Here is a 12,620-nt window from a genome sequence, read left to right as displayed (position 1 = left end):
CCCCACACGAAGGACACTCCGGCATGAGCATGACCCCCGAGCAGGCGGCCTGGTTCCGCGACACGTTCACCAAGCTCGTCGACAACGTCGACATCGCCCTCATGGGCAAGCGCGACGTCGTCGGCCTCGTGCTGTCGGCGATGCTTGCTGAAGGCCACGTGCTGCTGGAGGACGCACCCGGCACGGGCAAGACGAGCCTCGCGAAGGCGATCGCGGCCAGCGTGCAGGGCACGAGCACCCGCATCCAGTTCACGCCCGACCTGCTGCCCTCCGACGTGACCGGTGTCACGATCTACGACCAGCAGAACCACAAGTTCGAGTTCCACCGCGGCCCCGTCTTCGCCTCGATCGTGCTGGCCGACGAGATCAACCGTGCTTCGCCGAAGACGCAGTCGGCGCTGCTGGAGGTCATGGAAGAGTCCCGCGTCACGGTCGACGGTGTCGCGCACGAGGTGGGTCGCCCGTTCCTCGTGCTCGCGACCCAGAACCCGATCGAGCAGGCCGGTACCTATAAGCTGCCCGAGGCGCAGCTGGACCGCTTCATGATCAAGACGTCGATCGGCTACCCGTCGCTCGCCGTCGCCGAGCGCATCCTCGTCGGCACGGTCGACCGCAACCCGTCGGCCAAGCTCAGCCCGGTCATCACGACCGGTGCGGTCGCAGACATGGCGGACCTGGCCGCCACCGTGCACGTCGACCCCGCTGTCGCACGCTACGCCGCGCAGCTCGTCGAGGCCACGCGCGACGCCGAAGCCACCCGGCTGGGCGTCTCGGTGCGCGGTGCCATCTCGATGATCCGCATCGCCAAGGTGCACGCCGCCTCGCAGGGTCGTCACTACGTCGTGCCCGACGACATCAAGCTGCTGGCGGCGCCTGTGTGGACACACCGTCTCGTGCTCGACCCCGAGGCCGAGTTCTCGGGCATCTCGGCTGACACCGTCATCCAGCGCGCCCTCGCCGACGTCGAGGCGCCGCTGTCGCGGGCCACGGCCTGATGACCGCGACGCGCGACGCCGAGCAGTCCACGCGAGCTTCGCGTCGGGCTGCCGCTGCGCGCGCCGGCGAGGCCGAGGCGGCTGTCGTCGCGTCGGATGCCGAGGTGGACGAGTCCGCCGAGTCCGGAGCATCCGCGGAGCCGGCCACGTCGACCGATCACCGCTGGGATCGCGTGCGCGAGTGGGTCGAGGTGTGGGGCCCGAAGATCACGACGCGCATCCGCGACATCGCGGCGGTCATCCGCCCCGTCGCGTGGGTGGTGATCGCGGTCGCGGTCGTGCTGTGGGTCGTCACGTTCTGGCTCGGCTGGCAGGAGGCGATGATCGCCGCCGCGGTCATCACGGCCGTGCTGCTGCTGTGCCTCGTGTTCCTGTTCGGGCGTACCTCGTACGACGTCGACCTCGACCTCACGCGCAGCCACGTCGTCGTCGGCGAACGGGCCGTGGGGGCCCTGACCCTGACGAACGCCACCTCGCGGGCGATTCTGCCGTCCGAAGTGGTTCTGCCGGTCGGTGCCGGTCGCGGCATCTTCCAGATTCCACGACTGGCCGCTGGGGCGAGCCATGAAGAACTGTTCGCGATCCCGACCACGCACCGCGGCGTGCTCGCGGTCGGCCCGGTGAGCGTGCTGCGCGGTGACCCACTCGGACTCTTCGAGCGCACGCACGACCGGCGACAGGCCGTCGACCTGTATGTGCATCCACGCACGACGAATCTCGAGGGGCTCTCGCTCGGTCACCTGCGCGATCTCGAGGGGCTGCCGGTGCAGCAGCTCGAGCGAGACGACGTGTCGTTCCATGCGTTGCGTGAGTACCAGCCCGGCGACGACCTGCGCCACGTGCACTGGAAGTCGACGGCGCGCGTCGGCGACGTCATGGTGCGACAGTACGAACAGACGCGACGTTCGCATTTCGTCGTCGGCCTGTCGACCCACCCCGATGAGTACCGCACCGCCGACGAGTTCGAACTCGCCATCTCGGTCGCGGGCTCCGTGGGTCTGCGGGCGCTCCGCGACTCGCGGGTGCTCGATGCTCGCGTGCAGAAGGGTGCGCTGCGGGCGCAGTCGGGTCGCCGGTTCCTCGACGAACTGTCGGCGCTCGAGCATTCGCGTCCACGCGAAGGCGGCATCGTCGAACTCGCCGGCGCGCTGGCTGCCCACTCGCCGCAGGCTGCTGTCGTCGTGCTCGTCACCGGCAGCCGGGTCGACAGCGCGCGGTTGCGGCTCGCGTGCTCTCGGCTGCCCTATGGGGTGCGGGTGCTCGCGATCGTCGCCGACCGTATCGAGGCGCCCGAACTGCGCCGCATCGGTGATGCCGACGTGGTAGCCCTGGGTGCACTCGACCAGCTTCCCCGTGCGGTGCGGAAGGTGCTCTCGTGAACCGTCGCGTCACCCTCGATCTGGTCGCCGTCACCCTGCTGCTGATGGTCGGCGTCGTCGGCTTCGGGCCGACGTTCGACAGTCCGATGTACCTGGTCGCTGCGCTCGGTGGGCTCGCGCTGGGCTTGGGCATCGCATGGGTGGGGCTGTGGCGACGCTTCGGCGTGCTGATCCTCACCGGTCTCACCGCCGGCGCGTATTTCCTGTTCGGCGGTGCGCTGGCGCTGCCGCACACGGCGATCTTCGGTGTCATCCCGACGCTGGAGACGTGGCGGCAGCTGGCGGTCGGCACCGTGACGTCGTGGAAGCAGCTGCTGACGACCGTGCCCCCGGTGGCCGTGTACGACGGCCACCTCATCGTGCCGTTCCTGATGACGCTCGTCGCCGCGGTGCTCACCGGTTCGCTCGCGATGCGCGTCACTCCGGCGGCGTGGAGCCTCATTCCTGCGGCCGTCTACCTGGGTGTGCAGATCCTGTTCGGCGTCGCACAGCCGGCGGCGCCGCTCGTGCAGGGCGTCGTCTTCGGTGTCGTGTCGGTGGTGTGGCTGTCGCTGCGGCAGGCGTGGGACCCGGCGCGCGGCGCCGTCCGCGTCGAATCCGCCGACGCACCCTCCGGTGCCAAGCGTGCCGCCCGTTCGCGTCGGTTGATCGCCGGTGCCGCGGTGCTGGTCATCGCTGCCGGTGCCGGCATCGCCACCGCGGCGGTCGCAAGCCCGCCGACGCAACGGTACGTGCTGCGCGACTTCATCATTCCGCCGTTCGACGTCCACCAGTACGCGAGCCCGCTCCAGTCGTTCCGTGCCTACGTGCGCGACTTCAAGGAGGAGTCGCTGTTCACGGTGACGGGCCTGCCCGAAGACGAACGCATCCGGCTCGCGACGATGGATGCCTACAACGGTGTCGTCTACAACGTCGCCGACGACGGTGCCGGCTCATCGAGCGCCTTCACGGCGATCCGTTCGAACATGTCGCCCGAAGCGGTCGGTACCGAGGCGCAGCTGCAGTTCGAGATCGAAGCGCTCGAAGGCGTGTGGCTGCCCGACGCGGGCGCTGTGCGCGAGTTCGACTTCGCCGGCGCCCGTGCCGAAGAACTGCGACGCTCCGCGCACTACAACGACGCGACCGGCACCGCAGTGACCACAGCCGGCGTCGCGCGCGGCGACGCGTACACGATCGACACCGTCTTCAGTCGCGTCCCGAGTGATGAGACGCTCGCCGACGTGCGGTTCGCACCGTTGAAGATGCCCGCCCAGCGCGGCGTGCCCGAGGGCATCGTCGAAGATGCTTCGGCCGCCATCGAAGAGGCCGAGACCCCGATCGAGCGCGCACGGGCGCTGGAGGCGTGGTTCAACACCGACGGCTACTTCAGCCACGGGCTCGAAGGCGACGTGCTCTCGCCGTCCGGGCACGGCTCGGCGCGCATCAACCAGCTCTTCACGGGCGATCAGATGATCGGCGACGACGAGCAGTATGCAGTCGCGATGGCGCTCGTCGCGGGGCAACTCGGCATGCCGGCGCGCGTCGTGATGGGGTGGCACCCCGCAGAGGACGACGAAGTCACGGGCACCTTCACAGCGACCGGCGACAACCTGCACGCGTGGGTCGAGATCGCCTTCACCGGTCACGGCTGGGTGCCGTTCGACCCGACACCCGACGAGGACAACGAGCCGAGCGAGCAGAACACCAAGCCGCGCGCGAACCCGAAGCCGCAGGTGCTGCAGCCGCCGCCGCCCGCTCAGGAGCCGGCCGAGCTTCCGCCGACGATCGCCGAAGAGCGCGAGCAGGAAGAAGAGGAAGAGGCCAATCTCGATTGGCTCGGTCCCGTGCTGCTCGTGGGTGGACTCGGGCTCGGCATCATCGCCCTCATCATCACGCCCTTCCTGGTCGTCGGTGCGATCAAGGCGAGCCGCCGACTCAAGCGGCGCCGTGCGGAGCGCAGCGCCGACCGCATCTCGGGCGGCTGGGACGAGTTGGTCGACAACGCGATCGACTTCAGGACTCCCATCGTCGCGGGCGCCACACGTGCTGAGAGCGCGGCGGTCGTGGGCGAGAGCTTCGAAGGGCCTCGCGTGGTCGCCCTCGCGGGGCGTGCGGATGCCGATGTCTACGGCCCCGGCGAGCCCACGAGCGAAGACGTCGACGCATTCTGGCGTGAGGTGGACGATATCGTCGGGGGGATGAAGGGATCGGCGACGGTCTGGAAGCGCCTGCGCGCGCGCCTGAGCCTGCGGTCGTTCCGACGTGGAGGAGTGAAATGAGCGGCGCGAGAGTTCCCGCCGAACTGCTGCGGCGGGTCATCGCCTACGTCATCGACGGCGCCATCGGCGGTGCGCTCGTCGGTGCCATCGGCGGGATTCTGATCGGCATCGCCATCAGCACGCAGGGCGGCTTCCCGGTGATCGCAGCTGTGCTGATCACCAACTTGCTGGCACTGATGTGGTTCGGCGTGTACTCGGTCATGCAGGGCGGCGACGGGTCGATCGGCATGCGCATCATGAGCCTGCGGCTCGCTGTGCTCGCCGACGATCAGCCGCTTGGGTTCGGGCGCGCGCTCGGTCGCAACCTCATCTGGGGCTTCGGGTCCGCGATCATCGTCGGTGTCTTCTCGCCGCTGTTCGACCGATCGCCGTGGCACCGAGGCTGGCACGACTTGGCGACCGGGGCGGTCATGACCGACATCCGCGTGGGTCATGAGCCTGTGCCGTTCGCCACGGTCCCGCCGATCGCGTCCGCATCGCCGCCGCCCCCGCCCGTTCATGCCCTGCCCGAGGATCTCGAGCACACTGTCATCTCCGAGCAGGCCGCGCCGACCGCCGAGCACGCGCTTCCGAGCGACGTCGAGGCGACGATGCTCGGATCGGGTCACCCTGCACCGGCATCCTCGCCCGTGGCGCCCGCGCCGGTGCAGCCGCAGGTGGCGCCCACTCCCGCCGAAGGTGTCATCGCGTTCGTTCCCGGCATCACCGGTCCGCCGCCTCGCCGCCCCGCCGCGCCGACACCCGAGACGATGGGCCCCGACGCGGTGCCCGTCGACGAGGCCCGGCTGACGCAGGGCGGCCCGAAGGCGATCGCCGCCGTGGTGTGGGATGACGGCAGCCGCCAGGCGCTCTACGGCCGGACGATCTTCGGACGCAACCCCTCGTCGGAGGCGGGCGCGAACGTCGTGGCGGTCCGTGACGAGACGCTTTCGCTGTCGAAGACCCACTTCGAGATCGGGTCCGATGACGACGGATTGTTCGTCATCGACCGCCATTCGACGAACGGGGTGCTCCTGCGCCGCGGTGATGACCGACGCAAGGCGGCTCCCGGCGAGCGCACGAGCGTGCGGGCCGGTGACATCCTCGAGTTCGGCGACCGTCACGTGACGCTGGAGGTCGCTCGATGAAGCCCATCGACGTCGCCTGCGGCACCGCGACCCACGAGGGTCGGCGGCGCACCGTCAACGAGGACTCTCTGTTGGCCAGCGCGCCGCTGTTCCTCGTGGCCGACGGCATGGGCGGACACGATGCCGGCGATCGGGCCAGCGCGGCCGTCGTGGAGGAGTTCGCAGCACTCGTGGGCCGCGACAGCATCGGCATCGACGACATGCGCGCCGCTCTGCGCCGTGCCCGGGTCCGTGTCGGCGCGATCGCGAGCGGTGCACGTGCGGCCGGCACGACGCTGACCGGCGTCGCCGTCAGCGAGGTCGGCGGCGTCGGCTACTGGCTCACGATCAACGTCGGCGATTCGCGCACGTACCGATTCGCGCGCGGTGTGCTCGAACAGATCAGCGTCGACCACTCCGTCGTGCAGGAGCTCATCGACGCGGGCGCGCTCGACGGGGTCTCTGCTGCCGCTGATCGTCGCCGCAACGAGATCACGCGCGCCATCGGCGCCGGCAGCGACGGCGAAGCCGACTACTGGATGGTGCCGGCCGAGCGCGGCGACCGCATCCTCGTCTGCTCCGACGGGCTCTCGGGTGAGCTCGACGCAGCGCGGCTCGCCGAGATCCTCGCCGACGAGCACGATCCGCAGGGTGCGGCGACTCGTCTCGTGCACGAGGCGCTCGTGCGCGGCGGACGTGACAACATCACCGCGATCGTCCTCGACGCCATCGGCGTCGGCGGCGAGGAAGATGTCTTCGACACCGCTCCGGCAGGTGGTCGCAGAGCTGATCTCGACGAGGACACGCGTCCGCGGTCGGGAACAAGGGGGGAACGCTGATGGTCGAGGTCAGGTATGTGCCGTCGCCGGCGACCGATCGCTGGCGCGCGGTCGTCGCGGGCGACAGCGTCGCTGTGCTGTCGCCCGACGTGAGCCCGCTCACCGCTGAGGCGGTGTTCACCCGCCTCGGATCCGGTGGTCTGGGTGCGCTGCTCGATGCGCTCACCGGTGCGTTCGGCACATCGTTGACGGTGCTGCCGTCGTTCGCGCTCGTGTCGGTCGAGGGCGGCGGCATCCGCGTTGCAGTGCGCGGCCCGCTCGAGCTGGTCGTCGAGGGAACGGATGCCGCTGAAGCGGTCTCGGGCGAGGGCGTGTCGACCTGGACCGAACGGTTCCTGCCGGGTGCCGCGCGAGTGACGCTGGAACTCGACGGCGACCTCGATGCGGCTGCGACCCTGCCGCTGACGGCGGGTGTTGTCGTGGCATCTGCGCTGACGGTGACCGCGGGGGATGCGGGTGCGGTTTCGACGTCGGTCGCCGCCGCTCCCGTCGAGTTCGGGATGACGCACGTGCCCGCCGAGCCCGAGTCCGCGCCGGAACCGGAACCGGAACCCGAGTCTGAGCCGGAGCCCGCGCCCGAGCCGGTGCCGGATCTCGGAGCCGACGACGAAACCGACGTGGAAGTCGCGCCGACTGCGGAGCTCGAAGCGTCCGCAGCGGAGGTGCCCGCCGACACCTGGCTGACCGCGGCGCCGTCGGAGGACGACATCCTGTGGGGCGAGACGATCGCCCGCCCGGCGCCGCCCGTCCCGCCGCCGCCGGCGCCCGAATCACTTGGCGACCACGACGGAGAGACGATTGCGGTCGCCGACCTGCGCGCACTCAAGGCGCGGGAGGCCGACTACCACTCGACCGACAACGTGCCGCCCCGCCAACCCTCGAGAGGGCGCATCACACTGTCGACCGGTCGAGTCGTCGAACTGGAGCGCACCGTCGTCATCGGGCGCCGCCCCAAGTCGACACGTACGTCGGGCGCGGATTTGCCCGTGCTCGTGGCCGTCGACAGCCCGCAGCAGGACATCTCGCGCAGTCACGTCGAAATCCGCAGCGAGGGTGAACACGTGCTCGTGACCGACCTCAACACCACGAACGGCAGCGTGCTGCTGCGTGGTGGGCAGGAGCCCGTCCGGCTGCATCCGGGCGAGGCGACCATGGTCGTCAGCGGCGACGTGCTCGACATCGGCGACGGTGTCACGGTGACGTTCGAGGATCTTCCGTGAACAGTAAGCGTCAACCGGCGCCGCCGCCCCAACTTCCGGGCTTCACGTTCGTCGAGGTGCTGGGGTCCGGCGGCTTCGCCGATGTGTATCTGTACCAGCAGCAGATGCCGCGGCGACGCGTCGCGGTCAAGGTGCTCCTGCCCGACCGCATGGCAGGAGGCTCCGCCGAGCAATTCGCCGCCGAGGCGAACGTCATGGCACTGCTGTCGACGCATCCCGCGATCGTCACCATCTACCAGGCCGGTGTCTCGGGCGACGGCCGGCCGTACCTCGTCATGGAGTACTGCCCCCGCCCCAACCTGCAGGTGCGCTCTCGGGCCTCGGCGTTCTCGGTCGCCGAGGCGCTGCGGGTCGGCGTACAGGTGGCGGCTGCCGTCGAGACCGCGCACCGTGCCGGCATCCTGCACCGCGACATCAAGCCCGCCAACATCCTCGTCACCGAGTACAACCGTCCTGCCCTGACCGACTTCGGCATCGCCACCGAGACCGGTGCAGAAGCCGACTCGTCGGGCATGTCGATCCCGTGGTCGCCGCCCGAGTCGTTCGCCGACGTCCCCGAGTCGGGCGTGCGCTCCGACGTCTGGGCGCTCGGCGCCACGGTCTACACGCTGCTCGCGGGGCGGTCGCCGTTCGAGGTGCCCGGCGGGCGTAACGGCGGCGCGGAACTGATCGAGCGCATCGAGACGCAGCCGCTGCAGCGCATCGACCGCGCCGACGTGCCCGAGTCGTTGCAGGTCGTGCTCGATCGAGCCATGTCGAAGCGCCCGGGTGACCGCTACGACAGTGCAGTCGCCTTCGCGCGCGCCCTGCAGAAGGTGCAGATCGAACTCGCCCACTCGGTCACGCCCATTGACATCCTCGACGACGCACCGCCCGAAGAGCTCGAAGATGACGAAGACGACGAACTGACGCGCGTGCGCGGCATCGTCAGCATCGAACCGCAGACCAACCCCGCTGCCGGCAACACCCGCCAACGTCCGCAGTTCGAGCCCGTCGTCGAATCGGTGCCCGACCACACCGTCGTTCGCCATGCGACGCCGGTCGCGACGCCCGACCAGGACGACGCCACCGTGCTCCGCGGCCCCGCGACGATCCCCCCGAGTGCGCCGACCGCACAGCACGCGCCCGCAGCGCCCGCGCAGGGGCCCGTCGCGCCGACGGCGGAAGCGCCGGCCCCGGCGCCCGCAGCGCCGCGTTCGCGGCGCGGCCTGTGGATCGGGCTCGCGGTGGGCGGCGGCATCCTGCTCATCGTGATCGTCGTCGCGCTGTTCAGCGTGTTCGGGCCCACGCCCGAGCCGCAGCCGACCGACACCGGCACCCCCGAGCCGCAGGACCCGCTCGGCGGCTTCATCGCACCTCCGGGTGAGCTGACCGGCACGGTGTCATCGGGGCAGGCGACGTTCACCTGGACGAACCCCGACCCGCAGGACGGCGACGTCTACGTCTGGTATCCCTACACACTCGACACGCAGGGCGATTCGCAGACCACCGAAGAGGCGACCGTCACGGTGCCTGTCGATGCGGGTGGCGTGTGCATCGCGGTGCAGGTCGTGCGAGACGGGGGCCGTTACAGCGACCCGGCGAAGGAGTGCGTCACCCCATGAGCAGCGTCGAACCCGAGCAGACCGGCACGGTCACGATCGAGTACGCCGGCGAGTACTTCACGGTCTCGCCCGGGCAGCAATTCCTGATCGGCCGCGAGGGCGACCTCGAACTCGACGACAACCGGTTCCTCCACAGGCTGTTCCTGTCGGTCGAAGAGGCCGGCGGCATGTGGTGGCTCGTCAACATCGGCTCACGCCTGTCGGCGACCGTCACCGACACCGAAGGCCGCGTGCAGGCGCAACTGGCGCCCGGGGCGCGGCTGCCGATCGTGTTCGCGTCGACCACCGTCGTCTTCAGTGCCGGGCCCACGACGTACGAGCTGTCGATTACGACGGCGCAGCCCGCGTTCCGTGAGACCCTGCCCGAAGTCGACGCCGACGGCGATTCGACGATCGGGGCGGTGCCGCTGACGGTGAGCCAGAAGCTGCTCATCGTGGCACTCGCCGAGCCGGTGCTGCGTCGCGAGGGCACCGGCATGAGCGAACTGCCGAGCTCTGCGGGTGCTGCGGAGCGCCTGGGGTGGGCGCTCACACGGTTCAACCGCAAGCTCGACAACGTATGCGACAAGCTCGACCGACAGGGCGTGCCGGGGCTGCGCGGCGGGGTCACCTCATCGGCGACCAACCGTCGCGTGCGCCTCGTCGAGCACGCCGTCGCGTCGCGGCTCATCACCCGGGCCGACCTGGCGATGCTCGACGACCCCGAACTGCTCGAATCCGCGCGCTGACCGTCGTCCGCCCGTGCTCAGGCGCGGGCGTGCCCCAGCACCTTGACGATGACGCCACGGCGACCCAGCTCGGCGAGGGTGCGGGTCTCTTCGTCGACGTCGCGTCCGAGGGCGTGCTTGTCGGCGACGACGAGCACTTCACCGGCCGTGAGCCGACCGAACAGGCGCGTCAGGCGTTCCTGCCAGCTCTCGCCCGTCTCGGGGGCCGGGTGGCGAAAGCCGGCGATGGGCACGCCGAACGCCGCGAGCGCGTCGCGCTGGGCGAGGATGCTGGGCATGTCGTCGCGCGCCACGACGAGTCCGACCAGTCGCGAGCCCTGCGGGCGGGCTGCCCACCAGTCGGGGCCGGGCAGGATGGCGGCGACCTCGGCGGGCAGTTCGTCGTGGTCGACCGGCAGCGCGATCGATTCGGCGTAGTCGGCGGGCGCGCGGTGCTCGTCGGTCATGAGGCTCCTTCGTCGCCGACCATCATCCCAGACCCGATACGGATGGATCACGGTCGATGTGGCGGGCCGCATTTCACTGAGAAATGGCTGTACGGTGTGGCCATGACGTTCAACAGGGATGCCGACGTCAGCGGCAGCACCGCCCGCAAGCGCGGCCGCGGCGGCCTCATCGCCGGCGGCGCAGGGGTTGCGGGGCTCGGCGGCATCGCCATCCTGCTGCTGCAGATGTTCACCGGTGCCGACCTCAGCGGTCTCCTCGGCGGAGGCGGTCTCGGCGGTGGGCAGCAGGCAGAAGAGACCGTGATCGCGAACTGCGACACCGGTGCCGACGCCAACACGAACGACGAATGCCGTCTCGCGGCGGCGCAGCTCGTGCTCGACGACTTCTGGGGCACACAGCTCGACCGCTACCGTGCGCCCGAACTGATCATCGTCGACGGCGCGACCTCCAGCGCCTGTGGCACGGCATCCAATGCGACCGGCCCCTTCTACTGCCCGCCCGAGGAAGCCGTCTACATCGACCCCACCTTCTTCGAGGTGCTGCGTCAGCAGTTCGGTGACGAGGCGGGGCCGCTCGCCCAGCTGTACGTGCTCGCGCACGAGTGGGGGCACCACATCCAGCAGATCACCGGCATCATGGAGCGCTACCCCAACAACGGGTCGGGCCCGGAGAGCAACGGGGTGCGCATCGAGCTGCAGGCTGACTGCTTCGCGGGTGCGTGGGTCGCGGACGCCGCGAAATCGAAGGACGCGAGCGGCACAGCGTATTTGAAGGAGCCCACCGAGGCGCAGATCCGTGACGCGCTCGAGGCTGCCGCGACCGTCGGCGACGACAACATCCAGTCCCAGTCCGGCCAGGTGAACCCCGAGAGCTGGACGCACGGCTCGAGCGAGCAGCGGCAGCGCTGGTTCGCGACCGGGTACCAGAACGGTGTCGGCGCGTGCGACACGTTCGCCGGGACGCCGTGATGGGAACGGCGCACCTCGACGACATCCTCTATCCCCCCATCGAGCCGTACGAGACCGGCTTCCTGGTCGCGGGTGAGGGGCAGCGGGTCTACTGGGAGCAGTCCGGCAACCCCGAGGGCAAGCCGGTCGTGTTCCTGCACGGCGGCCCCGGCGGTGGCACGTCCGACTGGCATCGGCGGTTCTTCGACCCCGAGCGCTACCGCATCATCCTGCTCGACCAGCGTGGCTGCGGCCGGTCGACGCCCCACGTGAGCGAACCGGATGCCGACCTGCGCCACAACACGACGTGGCACCTGGTCGCCGACATCGACCTGCTGCGGCGCAACCTCGGCATCGAACGGTGGATGGTCTTCGGCGGTTCGTGGGGCAGTACCCTCGCGCTCGCTTACGCGCAGTGCCACCCCGACGCGGTCAGCGAGTTGGTGCTGCGCGGCATCTTCACGCTGCGCCGCCACGAATTGGAGTGGTTCTACGAGGGCGGCGCGTCGGCCCTGTTCCCCGACCTGTGGGAGCAGTACCTCGCGCCGATCCCGGTGCTCGAGCGGTCGCGGCTCATCGAGGCGTACCACCGCAGGCTCAGTGACCCAGACCCCGCCGTGCACGGCGCGGCGGCGCTCGCCTGGACACGGTGGGAGGCCTCGACCGTGACCCTTCGCCCCGACCCCGAACTCGTCGAGGCGATGACCGACCCGGTCGCAGCGCTCGCGTTCGCCCGCATCGAGAACCACTACTTCCTCAACGGCGGGTGGATGCGGGAGGGGCAGCTGATCGAGGACGTCGCCCGCATCCGGCACATCCCGGCGGTCATTGTGCAGGGACGCTACGACGTGTGCACCCCGATGATGACCGCATGGGACCTGCACCGGGCGTGGCCGGAGGCCGAGTTCGTCGTCGTCGACGACGCCGGGCACTCCGCCGCCGAATCCGGCATCGCTGCCGCCCTGCGCGACGCGACCGACCTGTTCGCTCTCGACTGATAGACTCAGTCGTTCGGTGCGCGATTCCGTGCGCCGAGGCGTCGTTCAACGCTTCCCTCGCCGCCAGGGCCCCGATCCTGAAGCCGGCTGACATTCTTC

11 protein-coding genes are annotated in these 12,620 nt (G+C 70.1%); 10 read left to right on the top strand and 1 reads right to left on the bottom strand.

Annotation, left to right across the window (positions count from 1 at the left end; all coding sequences use genetic code 11):
- The first annotated feature begins 23 nt into the window (after window positions 1-23).
- The 8 genes from AC3ENX_RS08335 to AC3ENX_RS08300 are packed head-to-tail and all read left to right on the top strand — an operon-like array spanning window position 24 to window position 10,129.
- The gene (locus AC3ENX_RS08335) at window positions 24-995 is read left to right on the top strand and encodes an AAA family ATPase (RefSeq protein WP_434811404.1); all 972 of its coding nucleotides are present in this window, start codon (window positions 24-26) and stop codon (window positions 993-995) included.
- The gene (locus AC3ENX_RS08330) at window positions 995-2,374 is read left to right on the top strand and encodes a DUF58 domain-containing protein (protein ID WP_434811403.1); all 1,380 of its coding nucleotides are present in this window, start codon (window positions 995-997) and stop codon (window positions 2,372-2,374) included. Before AC3ENX_RS08335 ends, AC3ENX_RS08330 begins: the two co-directional genes overlap by 1 nt.
- On the top strand, window positions 2,371-4,632 hold the full coding sequence (locus tag AC3ENX_RS08325; RefSeq protein WP_434811402.1) for a transglutaminase-like domain-containing protein: 2,262 nt from the start codon (window positions 2,371-2,373) through the stop codon (window positions 4,630-4,632). Before AC3ENX_RS08330 ends, AC3ENX_RS08325 begins: the two co-directional genes overlap by 4 nt.
- Window positions 4,629-5,759 carry an RDD family protein gene (locus AC3ENX_RS08320; protein ID WP_434811401.1) on the top strand — a complete coding sequence of 377 codons (1,131 nt, stop codon included), beginning with the start codon at window positions 4,629-4,631 and terminating at the stop codon, window positions 5,757-5,759. The genes AC3ENX_RS08325 and AC3ENX_RS08320 overlap by 4 nt, the downstream gene beginning before the upstream one ends.
- Window positions 5,756-6,577 (top strand): PP2C family protein-serine/threonine phosphatase, encoded by an 822-nt coding sequence (locus AC3ENX_RS08315; protein ID WP_434811400.1) that lies wholly within the window; start codon window positions 5,756-5,758, stop codon window positions 6,575-6,577. The genes AC3ENX_RS08320 and AC3ENX_RS08315 overlap by 4 nt, the downstream gene beginning before the upstream one ends.
- Window positions 6,577-7,797, top strand: coding sequence for an FHA domain-containing protein (locus AC3ENX_RS08310; protein ID WP_434811399.1), 1,221 nt, complete (start codon window positions 6,577-6,579; stop codon window positions 7,795-7,797). The genes AC3ENX_RS08315 and AC3ENX_RS08310 overlap by 1 nt, the downstream gene beginning before the upstream one ends.
- Entirely contained in the window at window positions 7,794-9,401 is a 1,608-nt protein-coding gene (locus tag AC3ENX_RS08305; protein WP_434811398.1) for a serine/threonine-protein kinase, read from the top strand. Before AC3ENX_RS08310 ends, AC3ENX_RS08305 begins: the two co-directional genes overlap by 4 nt.
- Complete coding sequence (locus AC3ENX_RS08300) at window positions 9,398-10,129, top strand: FHA domain-containing protein (RefSeq protein ID WP_434811397.1); 732 nt, start codon at window positions 9,398-9,400, stop codon at window positions 10,127-10,129. Before AC3ENX_RS08305 ends, AC3ENX_RS08300 begins: the two co-directional genes overlap by 4 nt.
- Before the next feature lie 17 nt (window positions 10,130-10,146).
- Here the strand turns inward: AC3ENX_RS08300 and AC3ENX_RS08295 are convergent, their stop codons facing one another.
- Window positions 10,147-10,575 carry a recombinase family protein gene (locus tag AC3ENX_RS08295; RefSeq protein ID WP_434811396.1) on the bottom strand — a complete coding sequence of 143 codons (429 nt, stop codon included), beginning with the start codon at window positions 10,573-10,575 and terminating at the stop codon, window positions 10,147-10,149.
- Window positions 10,576-10,677: 102 nt separating this feature from the next.
- Between AC3ENX_RS08295 and ypfJ the strand changes: the two genes are divergently transcribed.
- Together ypfJ and pip are read left to right on the top strand one after the other, a co-directional pair.
- Window positions 10,678-11,544, top strand: coding sequence for a KPN_02809 family neutral zinc metallopeptidase (gene ypfJ / locus AC3ENX_RS08290; RefSeq protein ID WP_434811395.1), 867 nt, complete (start codon window positions 10,678-10,680; stop codon window positions 11,542-11,544).
- A complete protein-coding gene (gene pip / locus AC3ENX_RS08285) occupies window positions 11,544-12,521 on the top strand; it encodes a prolyl aminopeptidase (protein WP_434811394.1) in 978 nt (325 codons plus the stop codon). Before ypfJ ends, pip begins: the two co-directional genes overlap by 1 nt.
- The last annotated feature ends 99 nt before the right edge of the window (window positions 12,522-12,620 follow it).

The sequence above is a fragment of the Microbacterium sp. bgisy189 genome (assembly GCF_057707225.1).
Note: the sequence above shows the minus strand (reverse complement) of the source record. Positions and strands in the feature narration are given on the sequence as shown.

What these genes read in the sequence shown, in the direction of transcription:
- AC3ENX_RS08335 (WP_434811404.1), top strand. Translation starts at nt 24, where the DNA reads ATGAGCATGACCCCCGAGCAGGCGGCCTGGTTCCGCGACACGTTCACC.
- AC3ENX_RS08310 (WP_434811399.1), top strand. Translation starts at nt 6,577, where the DNA reads ATGGTCGAGGTCAGGTATGTGCCGTCGCCGGCGACCGATCGCTGGCGC.
- pip (WP_434811394.1), top strand. Translation starts at nt 11,544, where the DNA reads ATGGGAACGGCGCACCTCGACGACATCCTCTATCCCCCCATCGAGCCG.
- AC3ENX_RS08320 (WP_434811401.1), top strand. Translation starts at nt 4,629, where the DNA reads ATGAGCGGCGCGAGAGTTCCCGCCGAACTGCTGCGGCGGGTCATCGCC.
- AC3ENX_RS08300 (WP_434811397.1), top strand. Translation starts at nt 9,398, where the DNA reads ATGAGCAGCGTCGAACCCGAGCAGACCGGCACGGTCACGATCGAGTAC.
- AC3ENX_RS08330 (WP_434811403.1), top strand. Translation starts at nt 995, where the DNA reads ATGACCGCGACGCGCGACGCCGAGCAGTCCACGCGAGCTTCGCGTCGG.
- AC3ENX_RS08295 (WP_434811396.1), bottom strand. Translation starts at nt 10,575, where the DNA reads ATGACCGACGAGCACCGCGCGCCCGCCGACTACGCCGAATCGATCGCG.
- ypfJ (WP_434811395.1), top strand. Translation starts at nt 10,678, where the DNA reads ATGACGTTCAACAGGGATGCCGACGTCAGCGGCAGCACCGCCCGCAAG.
- AC3ENX_RS08315 (WP_434811400.1), top strand. Translation starts at nt 5,756, where the DNA reads ATGAAGCCCATCGACGTCGCCTGCGGCACCGCGACCCACGAGGGTCGG.